The following is a 20,274-nucleotide window of genomic DNA, read 5'->3' on the forward strand; positions in this document are numbered from 1 at the left end:
TTCTCTGTAAATTGGAAGTTGTAAGTAAGATAAATTAGAAACTTTGGCGTAAAAATTATTTCAATTATTTAATGGTCATCATGAATAAACCGAATTATTTCACTTTTATTTCTCCCGCAAGTTCAAAGCCTTTTTTCGCAGCAATTACGGCGATAATCTCATTGATTACCGCAGCAGCTGCAATTGTACCTGTTACTATCGTAGCTAATTCTGGCTCTGACGTCGCTAATACGGAGCTGATAATTCCCGTGAAAACCAATGAAACACCAGAATGCGGAAGCAAGGTAAATCCGAGAAATTTCTGTACGGTAACTGGCATTTTAGTAAGTTTCGCTCCAATTCTTGCACCGCCGTATTTCCCGCATATACGTGATACAATGTATATAAATGTATACAGACCTGCTCCAAGGATAAGGTGATAATCTAAAGGTGCACCAAGGTCAACAATTGCAGCTAACAGACTGACAGCAAGAATCGGATGAAACCAGTTCACCAATTCGTTCAGTTTTTCTTCTGAAAGCAAATTGGAGAATACAGCAGAAAACGCAACACCCATAAGCATATAATTCAAAGCAATATTTGTGAATACTGTTTTGTTAAGGATAAGTCCGATAGCAGCTGTAAGGGTAATACCGATTAGGAGTACCGTCAACGTGCTGATTTTCCCCAAATTATTCTGTAGAATTTTTCCCGCAACAAATCCGACTACAGCGCCGATAATAACAGGGAGGAAAATCATAACAGGGATCATGTAAAGCGGAACAGTACCGCCCGATACCGTACGTGCAATAAAGGAGTTTACCGTAAAAAAAACAGCTATACCTACAATATCATCCAATACTGCCATAGGGATAAGCGTGTTTGTAACCGGTCCGGAAGTATGGAACTCCTGTACGATAGATAAAGCAGGGGCAGGAGCGGTCGCAAGTGCAATTCCACCAAAAGCAAACGCAAGATAAACAGGTACCTTTGTAAAATAAAATACAACACCAAAAACCAGCGATACAAATAAAAATGTACCCAGGGACTGCGTCAAGGTCGTTACTATCAAAGCTTTGCCATAGTTTTTTATCTTTTTCCATATGAGTTCCGTGCCGAGCATTAATCCAAAGGCACATTGCATCCAGGTAATAATCAGCTTGTACCATTGTGAATCAATAACTTCCTGCGGCATAAGACCCACAGCGTGCGGTCCGAGTATCATACCGGTTATTAACCATCCAAGTATTGAGGGCATTTTTAACTTTGTAATAAGTTTTCCTGCAATAAATGCCGCCAATAATACACTAAGCCATCTCAAAAAAAGCATGTTTATAATCTGCCTTTCTGCGAAAGATGCCAATCAAGTTATGAAAAGTGCTTTCGCTAGGTTATTGAATGTGATATAATAGTAGTTGAGGGAAACGGTCAACTACAGATAAAGTTCGGGAAGTGATAATAACATCTCATCTCAGAGTTCTCTTTTTTTCAAATTAGGGTGACGTGATAAAAAGGTTAATATATCCCCAAAAGCGGTACTGTCACGCTCTGTTAATTCTAAAAGGATCACCCGGTTGTTCGTGATTGTTGTTGTGTTTTACGAAATCATCCTGCCAGCGATTATACTGTCGATACAATGATCTGTGTATTTTTCCCAAAGATCGGTCATCAAAGTTTGCTCTTCTTTTGATAGGGCTGCAAATGCAGAATGTTCTGCCTGTTCAATACAGGGTATTACTTCCTGCTGAAACAATTTTCCTTTTTCAGTAAGAAGAATGGAACGGAAACGACCATCCTTTTGATTTCCTACAAGCTCAATATATCCTTTTTTCTCAAAAGATTGTATGACCTTATTAACTGTCTGTTTGGGAAAATAAAGGGTATCGCACAATTCCTTTTGTGTCGTTCCATCATCAATTAACTGAAGAATAAATAGAGAAATATAGGTCAATCCATATTGCTTTGCGTATTTTTCGTACATGTGATTTAGTCTTTGCCATGACAAGTAGGAGCGGTTTAAGTCTTTTGTACGCAATAATTGTTTCATAATTTTAGTCCTCTTTTAGACTATTTTAGCATATTCATTCGTTTTTGTCAATAAGGACACAACATTACCAGGACAACAGTATTTGGGTAATATTGCACAAAACAAACAGGCATTTTCAAAATCTAACGCCCCAAAAGCAGTGGAATTTTCTACAGAAAAGCATTTTAACGCTGATCATGAAACTTTTTAGAGCCTGTTCAGTATCTTTTTATGTGCGGATTTTCGAGCATAATTTTGTCGTTTACAAGGAAAAAATCCGCAGGCATACTGACGTATGGCAAGGATTTTCGACGCAGTTAACGGCAAAATTTGCCGAAAAGACGTGCGAAAAAAGATGCTGATCAGGCTCTTATTTGTACAATTTGCAGGTAAATGCTGTTGCCCTTGCATTTTTTGTATCAAGAGTTGAAATAAGATTTGATGTGTGGTATAATGTTGACAGAGAGAATGGTTGCGTAAGATACTGGGTAACTTTTTCTTAGTACGATCAAAATATTGGGATGGAACGAAGTAACACAAGTATTGTAGGTTTCGGAAGAACTGGTACAGGCAACACTTGCTTGTGATGGAAAAAGGTAGCACAATTGGTGGAGCAGGCACATCAAGAGAATATGTTGATCCTGTGATATAATGATGAGAATTCACTCTGTAAAACTGAGATGATAACGCAAACCATTTTTAACTAGGAGGGGTCTTTCATGTATCAACTGGCAATTTTAGATTTGGACGGGACATTGGTCAACTCCATTGAGGATCTGGCGAATGCCGTGAATCATACGCTGATAGAAATGCACTATCCCATTCATCCGCTGGAGGCGTTCTATCAATTTGTGGGGAATGGCGTGAAAAAGCTCTGTGAACGGGCATTGCCGGCAGATGCATCGGCAGAGGCTGCCGAACAGCTTTTGTCGCAGTTTTATGTCTATTATGAAAAACACTGCCTGGACTGCACTCGTCCCTATGACGGTATGATTTCAGCGTTGGACAGCCTGAAAGCCAATGGTATGCAGCTGGCTGTAGCTTCTAATAAACCCCAGAAATTTGTGGAGACTATTGTCACGCACTTTTTCGGCACAGAACGATTTGACCAAATTCTGGGCAGCAATGATACACGCCCACGGAAACCGTCCCCGGAGATTCTTCTGGAGATCATGTCTGCCTGCGGTGCTGCACCGGAGGAGACTGTTATGATCGGCGATTCAGATGTGGATATCCTGACTGCCCGGAATGCAGGCATGGATTCTATCGGCTGTACCTGGGGCTTTCGTGGAAAGGCAGAATTGGAACAGGCGGGGGCTGTCTATCTGGCGGATGCACCTTTAGATCTGATCGGATTCTTGAAAAGTTGACAGGATAAAACAGTGCCTTTTCTTATTTTTCGTAAAATTCTGAAATTATTTTTCGTAAAATTCTGAAATTTACTTGACATATCTTTGCTTTTTCGCTATAATTAGAGACAGGACTTTTTGCAGGACGTTTTGTGTTACCTGGATTTCGGTGAGAACGGCACCGGAATGGGGCGCTTGTGTTCTGCCGTCCTGATTGTACATCGTCAGAAGCGGATCAAATCGATTGATTATTTTTTAAATTTATTTTTTGTTCTACATGGATTTGCTTTCTGATTTGGTGCAGTCTGAATCTTATTTTCATTGCCTTGTCTTTCTTCGGAGAGACAGGGCTTTTTTCTTTTCAGATAAAATTTTTGAAATTGCAGGGGAATGCCGCAGTTGTCCTAAGAGCCTGTTCAGCATCTTTTCGCACGCATCTTGCTTGCATCTTTTCTGGGAGATTTTGCGAAAATACTCGGAAATCCACAAAGGATTTCCTCCGTTTTTCACTTCATCTCCCAAAAAATCTGACTGCGCAATCTGCGCACGCCCAGATACTGAACAGACTCTAACACAAGAAAGGCAGATGATAATCGGCTTTTTTGATTTTTTTATTGCAGTGTTGGAACAGCTTTAAACTTATAATTTGAAAAAAGAGAAACCGGAATTTTGTTTTTTTTTGCTTTGCTCGATTTTGATATGAAGAAAATTATGTTTTTTTCTAATTTTCCATTGAAAAACGCAGTGAGATGTTGTATAATAAATATTGTTTGAAGCGAGTGTACAGGTGTTTGAACCTAACGTACAATTGGTTCAGATAACAGACAGTGGAGCAGACATATTTTTCTGATCGCACTATTTGTGACAATTTTTATCTTTCAGGAGGAGATCCCCATGGCATTTACATTTAAGAACGCATATCTGCAGAAAGTGTATGACGATGTAGTAAAGCGCAACGGCAATGAGCCGGAGTTTCTGCAGGCAGTCGGCGAGGTTCTGATGTCTCTGGAACCGGTTGTAGAAAAGGATCCGTCTTATGAGACAAACGGCATCATCGACCGTATCGTTGAGCCGGAGCGTATGATCCAGTTCCGTGTTTCCTGGGTGGATGATAACGGTAATGTACAGGTAAACCGCGGTTTCCGCTGCCAGTTCAACTCTGCAATTGGTCCGTATAAGGGCGGTCTGCGCCTGCACCCGTCTGTATGTGCATCTGTTATCAAGTTCCTGGGCTTTGAGCAGATCTTCAAGAACAGCCTGACCACACTGCCTATGGGCGGCGGCAAGGGCGGTTCTGACTTCGACCCGAAGGGCAAGTCTGACAACGAAATCATGCGTTTTTGCCAGAGTTTCATGACAGAGCTGTCCAAGCACATCGGTGCAGATACTGACGTTCCGGCAGGTGATATCGGTACCGGCGCACGTGAGATCGGCTATATGTTTGGTCAGTACAAGAGACTGCGCAACGAGTTTACCGGCGTTCTGACCGGTAAGGCACTGTCTTACGGCGGTTCTCTGGTAAGAACAGAAGCTACCGGTTATGGTCTGCTGTACTTCACCGAAGAAATGATGAACTGCATGAAGAATGACAGCATCAAGGGCAAGACCGTTGTTGTTTCCGGTTCCGGTAATGTAGCAATTTATGCTACTGAAAAGGCAACAGAGATGGGTGCAAAGGTTGTTGCTCTGTCTGACTCCAACGGCTATATCTACGATCCGAACGGCATCAAGCTGGATGTTGTAAAGCAGATCAAGGAAGTAGAGCGCGGACGTATCAAGGAATATGTTAACCGTGTTGAAGGTGCTACCTATACAGAAGGCTGCAAGGGCATCTGGACCATCAAGTGCGATGTTGCTCTGCCGTGTGCAACACAGAACGAGATCGACGGCGAATCTGCTGATATCCTGCTGAAGAATGGCGTTCAGGTCGTTGCAGAAGGTGCAAATATGCCGTCTACACCGGAGGCAATTGATAAGTTCCTGGCTGCTGGCATTCTGTTCGGACCGGCAAAGGCTGCAAACGCAGGCGGCGTTGCTACATCTGGTCTGGAAATGTCTCAGAACAGCGAGCGTCTGTCTTGGACATTCGAAGAGGTTGACGCAAAGCTGAAGCAGATCATGGTCAACATTTTCCACAATGCATATGACAGATCCAAGGAATATGATGTAGAAGGCAATTTGGTTGTTGGCGCAAATATCGCAGGCTTCCTGAAGGTTGCTGACGCTATGAAGTGGCAGGGCGTGGCATATTAATTTGCCGCAGTGCCTTATAAAATAGTGTAAAATCGGGCGATAGCCCATGAAAAACGGATGAACAAGGTTTCCCCTTAGGGAGACGGCGTTTATCCGTTTTTTGTTTTTTGTGGCATTATCTTGACAGTTTTGCATGCCTGTGTTATAATAAAGTAAAAATATGTCGAATTTTCTTGCGCTCAGAAAGGAAAATAATATGAAAAAAATGAAATTGGGTATTCTGGCAGGTGTAGTGGCATTGGTTTTGCTGATTGTCTGCTTCGGAGCGATTACCATTGTGCCTGCTGGGCATTCGGGTGTTGTTGTGACTTTCGGAAAGGTCAGCGAACGGGTGCTGGATGAGGGGATGCATTTTAAGATTCCTTTTGCACAGCAGGTGGTTATGATGAACAACAAGATTCAGAAAACCGAGGTGGATTCCAACAGCGTATCACGGGATCTGCAAACCGTTTCCAGCGGTGTTGCCATTAACTATCATATCACAAAGGATGCGTCTGCGGAGATCTATCAGAATATCGGTGAGCAGTATGCAGATACAGTGCTCCAGCCGGCGATTCAGGAAGCGGTGAAAGCCGTTACTGCACAGTATACCGCCGAGGAACTTATTACAAAGCGGTCGGCAGTGGGGGATGAGATCGGCGAGACCCTTTCCAATAAGGTGTCGGAATATGGCATTCTCATCGACAAGTTTAATATCGTAAACTTTGATTTCTCTGCGGAATTCAACGCTGCCATTGAGCAGAAGCAGGTGGCAGAACAGAACAAGCTTCGTGCTGAGACAGAAAAGGAGCAGCAGATCATTGAGGCAGAGGCTGCTGCAGAGCAAAAGGTGATCGCAGCAGAGGCAGAAGCAGATGCCATCCGCAAAAAGGCAGAGGCAGAAGCGGAGGCCAATGAAAAGATCAACGCTTCACTGAACCAGAATGTACTGCGATATCAGCAGATCGACAAGTGGGACGGGAAATATCCCAGCGTGGTTTCTTCGGATTCTTCCATTCTGGTGGATATTCCCATTGAGGATACGACTGAAGCGACTGGTTCGAATTAAGGCAATATGAAAGCATAATATACAGTTATTTTTATAAAGTGCGGCAAGTGAATATATCCTTGCCGCATTTACTTTCCTGAGGATGTGTCACTATGTTGGATTCTTTGCGTACCAAATTGAAAGGATATGCCGGGGAGCGAACGGTTTCCCGACATTTGCACCGGCTTTCCCGCCGTTCTTATATTATATTGGATGATCTCATGCTGCTGACTGGAAAACGACTCACCCAGATCGACCATATTGTGGTCTCTGTCTATGGCATTTTTGTGATTGAAACGAAAAATTATCAGGGGCGTATCTGTGGCAGCGACCGGGCGGAAAACTGGACGCAGGAACTACATGGAAAAAAGTATCCGTTTCGTAATCCGTTCCGACAGAATTATGCCCATATTCAAGCACTGAAAGCCTTGCTGGAACTGGAGGACGATGACCTGTTTATTTCCATGGCGGCTTTTTCGGATAAAGCAGAACTGAATGTGAATACGGAACAGGAACTGGTGCATTTTTCAAAGTTGCGCCGGGCGATCCGTGCCTATCGGCATACGTTTTTTTCCTGGGACACTGTGCAGTATATGGCAGGGACTATTCTCTGTGCCAATGTGGATTCCAAAGCAGCCCGGAAACAACTCCTGGATCAAATCGACAGCGAGATCGCCTACCAGAATTTTGCCCTGCGGAACGGTTTATGCCCAAGATGCGGCGGCACTTTATTGCTTCGGCATGGCGCATATGGTGATTTTTATGGATGCAGCCGCTTCCCAGACTGTCGGTATACCCTGCGTGCGGAAGAAGACGAATCATAAACGGCATAAATTTCGTCATTCGTCGTCGAATTCAGGAATTTGTATTACAAGAATTATAGATGTTATAGAAACTTATAAGAGATGCAGTATGATCTACAATAGTGTGACAGCGAGATCTGTGCCAAGTACCAGGGCACAGCTGCACCCAAGAATGCAGATCATGCGCCGGGAAAGCCGCTGGATAAGCTTTTGAAATGCCGGCGCAACGGCAACGATCAGAAGCAGCGTCAATATGCCAAAGAGTAAGCTGCTGGGCAGGGAGATACGTTCCTGGATATTCAACAGCCAACCGCTGTAACTCCAGAGAAAATCCCCAAGAATCCATTCCAGGAGATAGCTGCATCCCAACTCCAGAATGGTGCTGATGCTGCTGCCCAGAATAAAGGCCCAGAAGCAGCGTTTCCATCCGGTCTGGCGTTTCAGAAACGGGAGTCGGAATATGCGCAGGAGCAGCATGGCGAAGAAACCATAAATGGGACAAACCGGTACATGCAGCAAACCACGGGCAAAAAAACCGCAGAAATGTCCCCAGAGGATAGAGGTCAGGATGGTCTCATAGCACCAGCCAATGAGACCGCAGACGGTGAGGAACAGGATGCTCCGGCAGAGCAGATCCAGGATGACAGACGGTGATTTCATAGCAGACTCCTTTTTAACACACGAATCATAGAATGAAATTCGATTTTTTTGTGAAATATCAGCGAACAAGAAAGATAGCTTCCGATAAAATCAACAGGAAATCATTTTGGCTTGTCAGGTAGAATGATACAGGATTAAAAATGTATCTGTGTGTATTTTTTTTGCTGCAAAAAGTATACCATGCCGGAAACATCCTGTCAACCGGATGTGCAGCGGAATATCTAACAAAATAAATCGAATCTGCGCTTTTTCTTTTCTTTATTTTAAAATGAATGCAACATTCCGTGCCGCATGATCGAAAAATAAGGTTTTCCGAAAAAATTCTTGGGAAATTGCAGGAAAGCTATTGACATCGTAGTTGAGATGTGATATTATTAAGACAGACCAAAGCATAACTGAAACAGCCTGGATAATATGACGTGAAAATGACGTATTTCTATAACTGAATCAGTTGTGATTTGAAAAAATCCAAACTAAATTCCGCTGGTTTATCCAGCAAAGGGGAGATTTTAAAAATGGCAGAAACAATGGCAAAGGCATGGGAAGGTTTCGTTGGCGGCGCATGGGAAAAGACCATCGACGTACGTGACTTCATCCAGAAGAACTATACTCCGTATGAGGGTGACGAAAGTTTTCTGGCCGGCCCGACTGAAGCAACAAAAACACTCTGGAACGAAGTAATGGATCTGTTCCAGAAGGAACGCGAAAACGGCGGCGTGATCGACATGGATACCAAGATCGTATCCAAGGTAGATTCCCACGATGCCGGTTATATTCACAAGGAACTTGAGACGATCGTTGGTCTCCAGACTGACAAGCCGCTGAAGCGTTCTCTCCAGCCGTTCGGCGGTATCCGCATGGCTGAGACTGCCTGCGAATCTTATGGCTACAAGGTAGATCCGGAGATCAGCTATATCTTCCGTGAATATAGAAAGACACACAACGAGGGCGTATTTGATGTATACACACCGGAAATGCGTGCTGCTCGTCACAATGCGATCATCACTGGTCTGCCGGATGCTTATGGCAGAGGCCGTATCATTGGTGACTATCGCCGTGTTGCTCTTTATGGTGTAGATCGTCTGATCGAGGATAAGAATTATCAGAAGGCTGTGACTTCTGGCACCATGACAGAGGAGAAGATCCGTCTGCGTGAGGAACTGGCAGAACAGATCAAGGCTCTGAAGGCTCTGAAGAGCATGGCTGCAAAGTATGGCTATGACATTTCCGTGCCGGCTTCTAATGCAAAGGAAGCTATCCAGTGGACATATTTCGGATATCTGGCAGCTGTCAAGGATCAGAACGGCGCTGCAATGAGCTTGGGCCGTACCTCCACATTCCTGGATATTTACATTCAGCGTGACCTGGACAATGGCGTTCTGACCGAAGAACAGGCACAGGAATATATCGACCACTTCATCATGAAGCTGCGTATGGTCAAGTTCGCAAGAACACCGGAATACAACGCACTGTTCTCCGGCGACCCGCAGTGGGTAACTGAGTCTATCGGCGGTATGGGCATTGACGGCAGAACTCTGGTGACTAAGAACAGCTTCCGTTATCTGCATACCCTGGAGAACCTGGGCACTGCACCGGAGCCGAACCTGACTGTTTTGTGGTCCAAGCGCCTGCCGACAGCATTCAAGCACTACTGTGCAAAACTGTCCATCAACACCTCTTCTTTCCAGTATGAGAATGATGATCTGATGCGTGTTACACACGGCGATGATTATGCAATTGCATGCTGCGTATCCTCTATGCGTGTTGGTAAGGAAATGCAGTTCTTTGGCGCACGTGCAAACCTGGCAAAGTGCCTGCTGTATGCTATCAATGGCGGTGTGGATGAGAGACTGGATGCTAAGACTGGCAAGCACAATCAGGTAGGTCCGAAGTATCGTCCGGTAGAAGGCGATTATCTGGACTATGATGATGTTATGGTAAAGTATACCGATATGATGGAATGGCTGGCAAAGCTGTATGTAGATACCTTGAACTGCATTCACTACATGCACGACAAGTACTGCTATGAGGCACTCCAGATGGCACTCCATGACAGAGATGTCAAGCGTTATTTCGCAACTGGTATTGCTGGTATGTCCGTTGTTGCTGACTCTTTGTCTGCAATCAAGTATGCCAAGGTAAAGTGCATCCGTGACGAATTCGGCGTAGTCACTGACTTCGAAGTAGAAGGCGACTTCCCGAAGTACGGCAACAACGACGACCGTGTAGACAGTATTGCTGTTGAGATCCTGAACAAGTTTATGGATATGATCCGCAGCAACTATTGCTATAGAGGCGGTGTTCCGACTACTTCTATTCTGACCATCACATCCAACGTTGTATACGGCAAGAAAACCGGTAATACGCCGGACGGCCGTAAGAAGGGTCAGCCGCTGGCACCGGGTGCAAATCCGATGCACGGTCGTGATACCCATGGTGCAGCTGCTTCTATGGCTTCTGTTGCAAAACTGCCGTGGAAGAATGCGCAGGATGGTATCTCCAATACATTTACTATTATTCCGGACGCATTGGGCAAGGATTCTGCCGTATTCGCAGGTGATGTGGATATTGCTTCTATCCGTGAGGCTATGGAGAAGGAATAAGGAAACCCCTTATGATGAGAAAGGAGGCGCAGGGTCATGGCACAGCATGAACTCAAGGATCATGACAAGTCCGATGAGCTGGTTGATATGATCGAAAAGCTTATGGAAGACGGAAGCGGTCATTTGACCATTTCTGAGGATGATCTCATGGGCGATGGCATGAGTGTGAAAACCTATCGCAGTATGGATTGCTCGAAGGGAAGCATGGCTTGCTGTCAGCCGACTGAATTCATAGACGAAGAGTGAACGTTTGCTCTTTTGGTAATACAATTGTTGTAAATTCTGTAAGGAGGAATTTATCATGGCAAATGAAAAGCAAATCGAAAATCTGGTTGGCCTGCTGGACGGTTATGCTGAAAAAGGCGGTCACCATTTGAATGTAAACGTATTGAACCGTGAGACTCTGCTGGATGCACAGCAGCACCCGGAGAAGTATCCGCAGCTGACGATTCGTGTCAGTGGCTATGCAGTTAACTTCATCAAGCTGACCAAGGAACAGCAGGATGATGTTATCTCCAGAACTTTCCACGCTGGTCTCTAATCAAATCAATTTTGTGAAAGTCGTATAAGTAACATTCCAGTGGGCGTACAATTTTTTGTGCGCCCATTGTTGTATCAAAAGGAGGCAGATTATGGAAGGACACATTCATTCTACAGAAAGTTTCGGTACAGTAGACGGCCCGGGCATTCGCTTCGTGATCTTTTTCCAGGGATGTCCCATGCGCTGTCTGTACTGCCACAATCCGGATACCTGGCCTGTAACAACCGACGACAGCAATTTGCGCAGCGTGGAGTCACTGTTGGAAGAATACGATGGTGTCAAGGAATTTCTGCACGACGGCGGTATCACTGCAACCGGTGGGGAACCTTTGGTGCAGATGGAATTCCTCACTGAGTTGTTTGAAACGGCAAAAAAGAAAAAGATCCACACCTGCCTGGATACCTCCGGAATTCTTTTTCGACCGGAAAAGCGTGCGGAATTTGACCGCCTTATGGCTGTGACAGATCTGGTGATGCTGGATATCAAGCACATTGATGAGGAAGAGCACAAGAAGCTCACCAAACAAAGCAATAAGCATATTCTTGAATTTGCGGAATATCTGAAAGAAAAGAAGGTTCCTGTCTGGATTCGTCACGTAATTGTGCCGGGACTGACGCTGAATGATGAATATCTGCGCCGTCTGGGATATTTTATCGGCGGACTGGATAACTTAAAAGCGTTGGATGTGCTGCCGTATCATACCATGGGCGAAGTGAAATATGAAAACTTAGGGATAGACTATCCCTTGAAAGGCGTCCCAGCAGCCACAAAGGAACAGGCTGTTCACGCAAAGAATGTGATTTTTGCGGGTATCAAAGAGCGCTTGCGAACAGAGATTCGTGGCAGTGATGCATAACTTTTTGCAAAAAATTCGTAAAATTTACAAAAGCCGCCTTGCCAAGGGCGGCTTTTTCTGTTATAATAAAAAAGCGGCAAAATTGCCGGAAAAGCGTATGATAGAACAGGAGGTGCGGCATGAACGCTGACCCATATCCCTTGCCATGCATGCAAAAGGCATACGGCAAACGGAAAAAAACTTTGAAAATATGCAGGGTCAGCTGTGCTGTATCAGTGGGGCTGCCTTGCTGAAAGGTGGTATTCCATTTGGTTTCGTATTATAAGACGGTTGCAAACCGGCTCATTGAAGTGGATTCCATTACGCCCGGATGCTGGGTCTCGGTAGTGGATCCCACTGCTCAGGAACGCAAGATGCTCATTGATGAGTACGGTCTGGACAGTGACTTTCTGAAATCCTCTTTGGACGAAGAGGAGTCGTCCCGTGTGGAACAGGAAGAAAATCAGACGCTGATTATTGTGGATACGGCTGTTTCTGAGGTGCAGAAAGATGATACGCTGATTTTTTACACTATGCCGCTGGGTATTATTTTGACGGATCACTACGTATTCACCATTTCCCTGCGAGAAAATAAGGTGATTGATGACGTGGTCAGCGGTCGGGTGCGGAATATCCAGACCCAGTTCCGGACGCAGTTCGTCTTGCGGCTTATGATGAATATTACATCGTCCTTTCTGGTTTATCTGAAACAGATTGACAAGACATCCACTGCCATGCAGAGAAAACTGCACGGTGCCATGAAAAATCACGAACTTATCCAGATGCTGGAACTGGAAAAGTCTCTGATTTACTTTTCTACCTCCCTGAAATCTAACGATGTGACTATGAATAAGATCTTGCGTGGCAGGGTAGTGAAGCTCTACGAGGAGGATCAGGATCTTCTGGAGGATGTACTTATTGAGCTGAAACAGGCGCAGGAAATGGCAAGTATTTATTCGGGTATTCTTTCCGGTGTGGTCGAGGCATTTGGCTCTGTCATTTCTAACAATTTGAATATCGTCATGTGGCGTTTGACCATGGTGACTATCATTTTGGCGATACCGACTATGGTGTTCAGCTTTTATGGCATGAATACGTTGGATCTGCCTGGAGCGGAGCATACCTGGTTTCCCACGATGATCGCAGTGGTGTTGACAGCTGTGGTGGCGTTTGTTTTGTTTAAGTATAAGAAAAAATAGAATAGAGGCAGAATAGCAAAGCAGATTTTGTTGAAAACGTTCCACCGGAACGTTTTCAAAATTTCACTTTATCATAAAGGTTTTAAAGGGGAAAGCAGTCTTGTCCGCTTTCCCCTCGAAAAGCTGTCGCTTTTCTCACCCCTTTTCTCCGTGCGCCAAAAGTATGGCGCAGGGTATTTCGCCGTCTGCGGACGGCGACCAGGGACGCTATCCCTAGACTCTGCCAGGGCTTCCGCAGTCCTGGACTTGCGCCAGCTGTGCTCAGCTGGACCAGCATGATGTGCGACCTTTTTTGTGAACTGTAAATAACTAAAAAATGGGAGCCAATTTCTACATTGACTCCTTGAATCAAATTTTATTTCTCTTCATCCACTGTTGGCGGCGTAACCTCCAGTCGGATGCTTTTGACTGTCTGATTATCCGCATCCAGTACGGTGAAGTGAAACGCACCATATTCCGCTGTTTCCCCTACGTCAGGAATATGCCCCAGCAGTTCCATGATCCATCCACCCACGGTAGTGGAGTCGGTTTCTGGAATATGTGCTGGTGCATCTTCTTCGTCCAGTCCGGCACAGACATCGCTGATGCTGAATGAACCCACTACCGTGTAGATATGGGGGGCTGTCTTTTGGAATTCGTGGAGGATTTCGTCGCTTTCGTCGTAGATTTCGCCTACCAGCTGTTCCAGAATATCCTCCAGCGTTACCATACCCTTCGTGCCGCCGTACTGGTCAACCACAATGGCAAGGTGTGTCTTGGCAAGCTGCATTTCCCGAAGAATATCGCTGATGCGTTTGGTTTCCGGTACATAGATGACGGTCTGTGTGATTTCCCGCAAGGAGGTAAACTGTCCGCACATGAGCCGGAAAAAGTCCTTGTTGGTGATCATGCCGATGATATTGTCCAGGCTCTTTTCATAGACAGGGAACCGGGAGAAATGGCTGTTCAGGAACAGCTTTTTCGCTTCCTCCACTGTGGCATCTGAGGACAGTGCAACGATGCGTACCCGGGGGATGAGGATCTCACTGACAGAGGTTTCGTCAAATTGCAGAGCGGAGATCACCAGATCGCTTTCCTGTTCTTCCAGAACGCCTTCCTCTTCAATTTCATCAATGATGTATTTCAGCTCGTCCTCTGTGACGCTGGGTGCTTCATCCTTGGGCTTGAACGTACGGGAAAGCAGATCGAAGAACCAGACAAAGGGCGTCATGAGCGTGGTGAATTTGGAGAGAATGCCGCCCAGTGCCAATGCGATTTTGTCTGCATGGGATTTGGCGTAGGATTTCGGCAGTACTTCGCAGAAAGTCAGTACCAGGATGGTCATGACAACGGTGGAAATAGCTGCGCCGGCAGAGCCGAAGTAAATGGTAAACAATACCGTAGCAAGGGAAGAAGAACCGATGTTGGCGATGTTGTTGCCCACCAGAATGGCAGTCAGTGCCTGTTCATATTTGTTGGCAATGCGCAGCGCCGCAGCGGCACGCTTGTCCCCGGAATCCGCCAAATGCTTCATGCGGATCTTGTTCACGCAGGCAAATGCGGTTTCTGTACTGGAGAACAAAGCGGAAAAAATCAATAAGATCAATATCGGTATGACGTAAATCAAAATAGTTCCTCCTGGAATTATACAAATCAATATAACTATTATGCATCATACCATAAAATCAGAAAAGAATCAAGGGGTTCTGTATGTTTTTATGAAAAATGATACAATTGACGAAAAGGAATAAACAATATTTCGTATATTGTCAAAAAGAAAGGATGAAAAGAAATGGAACGTTTTATCTTATGGGTGGCAAATCACCTGCCGAAGCCCCTGCGGAATCTGTATTTTCGCTATGAAGATCTGATTCTGTATCTCATTTTCGGCGGACTGACTACCGTTGTCTCTTTTGTGACCCAGTTTGTACCGGCGTATTTTCTGGGAACTGGTGCTGCTGCGACCATCTTCTGTACCACATTTTCCTGGATCTGCGCTGTGACCTTTGCATTTTTTACCAACAAAAAATACGTATTCAAAAGCAAGACTGCCACAAAGCGTGCATTCTGGACGGAATTTTTCTCTTTCTATGGGGCACGTCTGGTTTCCTATTTCCTGGAACTGGGCATTATGCTGGTATTCGCAACATGGCTGGGACTGAATTACTATGTGGTGAAGATCTGCGCACAGGTTTTCATTGTCCTGTCCAACTATCTGTTCAGCAAGCTGTTTGTTTTTAAGAAACGGGAGGACGGCGAAACTGCCGGAGAAGGAAAATAAGGCTGTATGCGCCTGCATAATCTATGCTCCTCTGTCCATACTAAGGGTATGGAAGGAGGCGCATTTTTCTATGAGTATTGTTCTGATACGATCTTTGATCTTGTACATTGTGGTGATTTTCGGCGTTCGCCTGATGGGAAAGCGGCAGCTGGGAGAGTTGCAGCCGTCGGAGCTTGTGATCACCATTCTGATCTCCAATATTGCCACGCTTCCCCTGGAAGATCCGGACATTCCGCTGATCGTGGGCATCCTGCCTATTCTGGCGCTGGTCTGCTATGAGGCGGTCATGTCCTGGGTCACGCTGAAATCCCTGCGGATGCGCCGTATCATCTCCGGCAGACCAAAGATCATTATCCGGGACGGACAGATCGAACAGGCGACTATGCGTGATCTGCGGCTGTCTGTGGACGATCTGATGATGGCACTGCGTTCCAATCAGATCTTCGATGTGAGCCAGGTGCAGTTTGCCATCATGGAAACCACGGGAACTATTTCTGTTTACCCGAAGCCGGAGTATCAGCCTCTGACTCAGGGAGATATCAAACTGAAAAAGGCGACCCTGAATCCGCCGGTGGCGATTATTCAGGACGGCATTGTCATGAACAAATCCCTGGCAATGATCGGATATAACGTGGAGTGGGTCTATCAGAAGCTGGCGGAACATCGTCTGGCGGTGAAGCAGGTATTCCTGATGATTGCGGATTCCACAGGCGCCTGTACTGTGATTCCGAAGAAAAGGGGGGATAAAGAGTGAACCGAGTACGTCTGGGTGCGGCGATTCTGCTCATACTCCTTGTGATGAGTATTGGCACAGCCTGGTTTGTGCATTCGGAGACAGATATGCTGTTGGAGAAGCTGGATGAGATCGAAGAAATTGCAGAGACTCAGTCTCTGGAAGCTGCGGCAGAGCCCTTTGCGGAATTCGAAGCCCAATGGGAAAAGTCACAGCGTATTCTGAATCTCATGGTATGGCGGGATAAGGTGCTTCAGATTGACATCACCATTTCCCATCTGGATCCCATGCGTGCAGAGGACTGCGATGAGCTGAAATCGGAATTTGCCGAAGCACGGATGTGGATCGAACGTCTTGGTGTGGGAGAAATGCCTCTTCTGCGGAATATTTTATAGTGATAAAACAGAAATGCTCCCGCTGAATTCAATGGGAGCATTTTGCTTTTAAAATCTTTTGATGGCAGCTTTGGCTTTGTTGACAATATTTTTGTCGTTTTCATATGTTAGAATGGAAGAGGCGTAGCCAATATCCACCCAGCGAATCTCTGCGATCTCTTCTTCCTGGGGCGTGAAATTGTAATTTTTGGCAGATGCGATAAAATAAACAACAGTTTTTTGGGTGTCACGCTTTGGAAAATACGAAACAGTTTCTCGAAAAGTAGGGTCTACCATGACGTCAATGGCAGTTTCTTCCTTGATTTCACGGACTGCGGTCTCAATTTCAGTTTCGCCATTTTCCATGTGTCCCTTGGGGAAAGACCAATGACCGCTGTTAATGTGCTTGATCAGCAAAATTTCCGTATTACCATGGGATTTGCGGTAAACAATGGCGCCGCATGATTTTTCGTGCTGCATGGGAAATTCCTTCTCCTTTACAATGATGATTTGTTGTAACTAGTATAGCATATTTTTCTGGATTTGTCCATAGGCTTTTTTTCTGTTCACGGAAAACCATGAACAGGTTCAGACCACGAATAGATTTCACTTTGCATTTTCAAAAAAACCTAAAAAACTGTTTACGAACCTTGAGGAATGTGGTATAATAAAAATATATATAATCAGATGTGATCAGAAATTCGTATCAAAAAACAGGAGGCATTATCATATATGGATACATATTCGTGGAATTCATTTGGATCTTCGCAGTCGGCACCTCAGATAGCACCACCGGTAACTCAGCCACAGATTGATCCTCAGAATCCGTTTGAGAATTCCCTGGAAAATGCGGCATATCGCACAGACTATCGGCGTACTCTGCCGCAGATTTTATTACCAGGCTTTGAGATACCATTGTTCCCGGAACGAGAAGAACGGCGTGCCATTCGCAAAAGTATGAATACTGCCGGTCTGGGTGTGTTTTTAAGTTGTCTGCTCTCCCAGACGCTGTTCGTCATTCTTATGCTGGTGATCTTGATCCTTATGGGTGGATCTGCCATGGATTATTTCAGCGGCGGTGCAAGTGACGCTTTGACATACTTTCAGAATTCGTCCATTTTGATCTCGCTGAATGCGCTGGTGTTTTCTGTTCTGAATGTAACGGTAGCGCTGCTGGGTTGCCGCAGTATGCGGATTCCTGCACGTAGTCTGTTCCAGACGCAGGACTGTACAGCTGGAAAAGCTGTACAGTATATGACGGTCGGCATCGGGCTCCAGTGTATTGCCGGTGTTGTGTACTCCATTCTCAGCTGGCTCATGTCCCAGAGTGGCATGGGAATGGCAGAGGTGGATTTCTCGTATTTCTCCAGTGCAAAGTCCACCATTGCGGTGGCATTGTATACCTGTATTCTAGCGCCGGTGACGGAGGAATTGCTGTTCCGAGGCTTTCTTATGAAAACCTTGTCAAAGGTCAGCATTCGCTTCGGAATTGTGGTGAGCGCACTGCTGTTTGGTCTTATGCATGGGAATATCAGCCAATTTATCCTTGGATTTCTGGTGGGGATGTTCCTGGGAAAAATTGATGTGCGTCACAATTCTCTGATTCCATCCATTTTGGTGCATGCTGCCATTAATACCACGTCGTTCGTGCTGAGCCTGGGACAAGAACTTCTCACAGGAGGGATCGGTGCAGTTGTATTCAGCGTTTTGGTGCTGGTGTATTATGCTGTCTCTTTGGTGGGCGTGATCTTCTGGTTCCTGAAAGAACGAAAACATCCGCTGCCGTATCCTACTCAGAAGCAGGCAACAAGAAACCGGGTATTCTGGTCATCGCCGTGGCTTCTGGCGGCAATTGCGTTGCAATTGGGAATGCTGATCCTGAATGAAATGGCGGCGTGAGAAACAGCGATATCATGAGGCATGAGGAGTCAGAAGTCAGGAGTGCTGATATCGCTTGCCGCAATGGATGAAAAAAGAAGCTGCTGGAAAATTCACCCAGATTTATACTAATTCTCAATCAAACTGATGATAAGATTGGCAGATAGCATTTTGTCAATCAAGGAAATCAGCCGCAGACATACTGTCGTATGACAAGGCTGATTGACACAGAGTGACGAAATGATAGCTGTCAAGATTATCAATAGGTTGATTGAAGGTTGGTATTATATAGCAAAAGAGCCGTTGGATTCTTTCTTGAATCAAAGCGGCTCTTTCTTTTTTAATAAAACCGATATGCAGAAATATCTGACAGAAAAATCTGAAAGGGTGAAAATGCGTCATCCTGCAATATCTGACCGGGACTTTGCAGGGAAAGTGGCACATTTGAGCTGCACATCGGAAACCGCAGGGCACATACCATGCGGTCCTCCAGATTCGTATACAGGACGGCAGTATGATAAGTTTTGCAAAACAGCCGGATAATGCTCTCCTCCGGGGAAATCAGCGGCGTTTCATAGAGCTGTTCCAGACCGCTGTGCCGGTTCGAGGTATTTTCCGTGCCATCAGAGTCGGCGGTGCAGGTGAGAACGATCTGTTCGTCCTGATGTTGTGCCTCCCAGTGTATCTGTGTGATATCGGGACGCTGCCGGCGGATATGCAGGATCAGGCAAAGCAGGCAGTTTTGCAGCCGCTTGCGGTTTGCAAAAATTCGCAGGTGAGATTCGCTTTTCAGATGCATCCGGAGACTTCTGCCTAGCACTATTTGACACGATTCGACAAAATTCGACAATTCGCGATCAAGAAAAAAAGCCTCGTTTGAAATTTCTTGGCTTTGGTAATATTTAGACATCTCATTCCATAGAAGTGAAGGCTGCATCATCCGGCAGCAGTTTCCCTTGATGATATTCAGCTGTTCCATCAGTTCTTCCAGAACCATGCGGGAATATGTATCGCTGGACTCTTCAATTGTTTGATATAGCTGCGTCACCGCATTGGAGATTCCAAAGATCTGCTGACGCATCGCAGCAATTTGATTTTCCCTTTCTTGTCGCCATGCTGGATTGTTCCATGCTGTCTCCTGAAAAGGCCGCCTGGAGATCTGGACCAGGTATAGGGTTTCCTCTCCCTGGGTGTGTCGGTCTGTTTGGGCACTGTACAGTTCGCCCATGTAGGGAAATAGGATCGTTCCCGATTCCGTATTTTGGGAGAATCCCAGAAGTCCCTGTATGTTTTCTGTGTGGTGTATCATCGGGCAATCTCGGTTTTGCCAGAGCGTTTCCCATTGCTGTGAGAATAGAATTACATAATCTGTTGTTTGCGCATACCATTTTACGATCCAATTGTATTCGTTTTGCTGCATGTCATATACCCTCCCTGCTATATTTCTATTCTATGCTTTTATTATACTACATATTTAAGAACAGGGGAATAAAAAATTCGGTATTTTTGTTTTAATTTTTAGATTTGTGCAACTTGTACAAACAGGGGTATCGTATTTTAAACAAAATGTAGAAATTAAGAGAACTTGTACTGAGAACACCTGCTTTTTTTCAGAAAGTGCTTGAATTTTACTTCAAAATGGTGTAAAATAAGATTATAAAAATTTAGGAGGTAATTCCAATGTCAGTTAAAGTTGCTATTAATGGTTTTGGCCGTATCGGTCGTCTTGCATTCCGTCAGATGTTCGGTGCAGA

The 20,274-nt window shown here is 45.3% G+C and carries 20 protein-coding genes; 13 read left to right on the plus strand and 7 right to left on the minus strand.

The genetic code is table 11. The features are described 5' to 3' along the window. Window positions 1-94: 94 nt before the first annotated feature. A complete protein-coding gene (locus QZ375_RS07180; RefSeq protein WP_295217422.1) occupies window positions 95-1,315 on the minus strand; it encodes a cation:proton antiporter in 1,221 nt (406 codons plus the stop codon). A gap of 261 nt (window positions 1,316-1,576) precedes the next feature. After that, window positions 1,577-2,026 (minus strand): MarR family winged helix-turn-helix transcriptional regulator, encoded by a 450-nt coding sequence (locus QZ375_RS07185; protein WP_295217381.1) that lies wholly within the window; start codon window positions 2,024-2,026, stop codon window positions 1,577-1,579. 698 nt (window positions 2,027-2,724) lie between these two features. Between QZ375_RS07185 and QZ375_RS07190 the strand changes: the two genes are divergently transcribed. The 4 genes from QZ375_RS07190 to QZ375_RS07205 all read left to right on the plus strand — a co-directional run bounded on the left by QZ375_RS07190 (window position 2,725) and on the right by QZ375_RS07205 (window position 7,458). Then, a complete protein-coding gene (locus QZ375_RS07190; RefSeq protein WP_295217383.1) occupies window positions 2,725-3,375 on the plus strand; it encodes an HAD-IA family hydrolase in 651 nt (216 codons plus the stop codon). 873 nt (window positions 3,376-4,248) lie between these two features. Further along, entirely contained in the window at window positions 4,249-5,607 is a 1,359-nt protein-coding gene (gdhA, locus tag QZ375_RS07195) for an NADP-specific glutamate dehydrogenase (RefSeq protein WP_295217385.1), read from the plus strand. A gap of 196 nt (window positions 5,608-5,803) precedes the next feature. Then, window positions 5,804-6,655, plus strand: a complete 852-nt coding sequence (locus QZ375_RS07200; protein WP_295217386.1) for a prohibitin family protein — start codon at window positions 5,804-5,806, stop codon at window positions 6,653-6,655. A 92-nt stretch (window positions 6,656-6,747) separates the two neighbouring features. Continuing rightward, complete coding sequence (locus QZ375_RS07205) at window positions 6,748-7,458, plus strand: NERD domain-containing protein (RefSeq protein ID WP_295217388.1); 711 nt, start codon at window positions 6,748-6,750, stop codon at window positions 7,456-7,458. 93 nt (window positions 7,459-7,551) lie between these two features. Here QZ375_RS07205 and QZ375_RS07210 read toward each other — a convergent pair whose 3' ends face one another. Further along, window positions 7,552-8,097 carry a putative ABC transporter permease gene (locus tag QZ375_RS07210; protein ID WP_295217391.1) on the minus strand — a complete coding sequence of 182 codons (546 nt, stop codon included), beginning with the start codon at window positions 8,095-8,097 and terminating at the stop codon, window positions 7,552-7,554. Window positions 8,098-8,624: 527 nt separating this feature from the next. On the opposite strand from QZ375_RS07210, the gene pflB reads away from it, so the two are divergent. The 5 genes from pflB to QZ375_RS07235 all read left to right on the plus strand — a co-directional run bounded on the left by pflB (window position 8,625) and on the right by QZ375_RS07235 (window position 13,275). Continuing rightward, the gene (gene pflB, locus QZ375_RS07215) at window positions 8,625-10,700 is read left to right on the plus strand and encodes a formate C-acetyltransferase (RefSeq protein ID WP_365728583.1); all 2,076 of its coding nucleotides are present in this window, start codon (window positions 8,625-8,627) and stop codon (window positions 10,698-10,700) included. 36 nt (window positions 10,701-10,736) lie between these two features. Beyond that, entirely contained in the window at window positions 10,737-10,946 is a 210-nt protein-coding gene (locus QZ375_RS07220) for a hypothetical protein (protein WP_295217395.1), read from the plus strand. A gap of 55 nt (window positions 10,947-11,001) precedes the next feature. Next, the gene (grcA3, locus tag QZ375_RS07225; RefSeq protein ID WP_295217398.1) at window positions 11,002-11,241 is read left to right on the plus strand and encodes an autonomous glycyl radical cofactor GrcA3; all 240 of its coding nucleotides are present in this window, start codon (window positions 11,002-11,004) and stop codon (window positions 11,239-11,241) included. Between the two features lie 91 nt (window positions 11,242-11,332). Further along, entirely contained in the window at window positions 11,333-12,097 is a 765-nt protein-coding gene (gene pflA, locus QZ375_RS07230) for a pyruvate formate-lyase-activating protein (protein ID WP_295217400.1), read from the plus strand. Between the two features lie 248 nt (window positions 12,098-12,345). Further along, window positions 12,346-13,275, plus strand: coding sequence for a magnesium transporter CorA family protein (locus QZ375_RS07235; protein WP_295217402.1), 930 nt, complete (start codon window positions 12,346-12,348; stop codon window positions 13,273-13,275). Between the two features lie 82 nt (window positions 13,276-13,357). Here the strand turns inward: QZ375_RS07235 and QZ375_RS07240 are convergent, their stop codons facing one another. Further along, a complete protein-coding gene (locus QZ375_RS07240) occupies window positions 13,358-13,552 on the minus strand; it encodes a hypothetical protein (protein ID WP_295217405.1) in 195 nt (64 codons plus the stop codon). Window positions 13,553-13,630: 78 nt separating this feature from the next. After that, window positions 13,631-14,881 (minus strand): hemolysin family protein, encoded by a 1,251-nt coding sequence (locus QZ375_RS07245; RefSeq protein ID WP_295217407.1) that lies wholly within the window; start codon window positions 14,879-14,881, stop codon window positions 13,631-13,633. 165 nt (window positions 14,882-15,046) lie between these two features. Between QZ375_RS07245 and QZ375_RS07250 the strand changes: the two genes are divergently transcribed. The 3 genes from QZ375_RS07250 (at window position 15,047) to QZ375_RS07260 (ending at window position 16,663) form a co-directional block, all read left to right on the plus strand. Then, complete coding sequence (locus QZ375_RS07250) at window positions 15,047-15,535, plus strand: GtrA family protein (protein ID WP_295217410.1); 489 nt, start codon at window positions 15,047-15,049, stop codon at window positions 15,533-15,535. A 70-nt stretch (window positions 15,536-15,605) separates the two neighbouring features. Next, a complete protein-coding gene (locus tag QZ375_RS07255) occupies window positions 15,606-16,289 on the plus strand; it encodes a DUF421 domain-containing protein (protein ID WP_295217412.1) in 684 nt (227 codons plus the stop codon). Continuing rightward, on the plus strand, window positions 16,286-16,663 hold the full coding sequence (locus QZ375_RS07260) for a DUF4363 family protein (RefSeq protein ID WP_295217414.1): 378 nt from the start codon (window positions 16,286-16,288) through the stop codon (window positions 16,661-16,663). Before QZ375_RS07255 ends, QZ375_RS07260 begins: the two co-directional genes overlap by 4 nt. 48 nt (window positions 16,664-16,711) lie before the next feature. On the opposite strand, the gene QZ375_RS07265 is transcribed toward QZ375_RS07260, so the two are convergent. Continuing rightward, the gene (locus tag QZ375_RS07265; protein ID WP_295217416.1) at window positions 16,712-17,122 is read right to left on the minus strand and encodes an NUDIX domain-containing protein; all 411 of its coding nucleotides are present in this window, start codon (window positions 17,120-17,122) and stop codon (window positions 16,712-16,714) included. Between the two features lie 252 nt (window positions 17,123-17,374). On the opposite strand from QZ375_RS07265, the gene QZ375_RS07270 reads away from it, so the two are divergent. Next, on the plus strand, window positions 17,375-18,541 hold the full coding sequence (locus QZ375_RS07270; RefSeq protein ID WP_295217418.1) for a CPBP family intramembrane glutamic endopeptidase: 1,167 nt from the start codon (window positions 17,375-17,377) through the stop codon (window positions 18,539-18,541). A gap of 319 nt (window positions 18,542-18,860) precedes the next feature. Here QZ375_RS07270 and QZ375_RS07275 read toward each other — a convergent pair whose 3' ends face one another. Next, window positions 18,861-19,940: a hypothetical protein gene (locus QZ375_RS07275; RefSeq protein WP_295217420.1), complete on the minus strand. Its 1,080-nt coding sequence runs from the start codon at window positions 19,938-19,940 to the stop codon at window positions 18,861-18,863. Window positions 19,941-20,274 lie beyond the last annotated feature (334 nt).

This window comes from Ruminococcus sp., from assembly GCF_019417665.1.
In the GTDB taxonomy this organism is placed as follows: Bacteria; Bacillota; Clostridia; order Oscillospirales; family Ruminococcaceae; genus Ruminococcus_C.

What these genes read in the sequence shown, in the direction of transcription:
- QZ375_RS07270 (WP_295217418.1), top strand. Translation starts at nt 17,375, where the DNA reads ATGGATACATATTCGTGGAATTCATTTGGATCTTCGCAGTCGGCACCT.
- QZ375_RS07255 (WP_295217412.1), top strand. Translation starts at nt 15,606, where the DNA reads ATGAGTATTGTTCTGATACGATCTTTGATCTTGTACATTGTGGTGATT.
- QZ375_RS07265 (WP_295217416.1), bottom strand. Translation starts at nt 17,122, where the DNA reads ATGCAGCACGAAAAATCATGCGGCGCCATTGTTTACCGCAAATCCCAT.
- QZ375_RS07205 (WP_295217388.1), top strand. Translation starts at nt 6,748, where the DNA reads ATGTTGGATTCTTTGCGTACCAAATTGAAAGGATATGCCGGGGAGCGA.
- QZ375_RS07275 (WP_295217420.1), bottom strand. Translation starts at nt 19,940, where the DNA reads ATGCAGCAAAACGAATACAATTGGATCGTAAAATGGTATGCGCAAACA.
- pflA (WP_295217400.1), top strand. Translation starts at nt 11,333, where the DNA reads ATGGAAGGACACATTCATTCTACAGAAAGTTTCGGTACAGTAGACGGC.
- QZ375_RS07250 (WP_295217410.1), top strand. Translation starts at nt 15,047, where the DNA reads ATGGAACGTTTTATCTTATGGGTGGCAAATCACCTGCCGAAGCCCCTG.
- gdhA (WP_295217385.1), top strand. Translation starts at nt 4,249, where the DNA reads ATGGCATTTACATTTAAGAACGCATATCTGCAGAAAGTGTATGACGAT.
- QZ375_RS07210 (WP_295217391.1), bottom strand. Translation starts at nt 8,097, where the DNA reads ATGAAATCACCGTCTGTCATCCTGGATCTGCTCTGCCGGAGCATCCTG.
- QZ375_RS07220 (WP_295217395.1), top strand. Translation starts at nt 10,737, where the DNA reads ATGGCACAGCATGAACTCAAGGATCATGACAAGTCCGATGAGCTGGTT.
- grcA3 (WP_295217398.1), top strand. Translation starts at nt 11,002, where the DNA reads ATGGCAAATGAAAAGCAAATCGAAAATCTGGTTGGCCTGCTGGACGGT.
- QZ375_RS07190 (WP_295217383.1), top strand. Translation starts at nt 2,725, where the DNA reads ATGTATCAACTGGCAATTTTAGATTTGGACGGGACATTGGTCAACTCC.
- pflB (WP_365728583.1), top strand. Translation starts at nt 8,625, where the DNA reads ATGGCAAAGGCATGGGAAGGTTTCGTTGGCGGCGCATGGGAAAAGACC.
- QZ375_RS07240 (WP_295217405.1), bottom strand. Translation starts at nt 13,552, where the DNA reads ATGCTGGTCCAGCTGAGCACAGCTGGCGCAAGTCCAGGACTGCGGAAG.
- QZ375_RS07185 (WP_295217381.1), bottom strand. Translation starts at nt 2,026, where the DNA reads ATGAAACAATTATTGCGTACAAAAGACTTAAACCGCTCCTACTTGTCA.
- QZ375_RS07200 (WP_295217386.1), top strand. Translation starts at nt 5,804, where the DNA reads ATGAAAAAAATGAAATTGGGTATTCTGGCAGGTGTAGTGGCATTGGTT.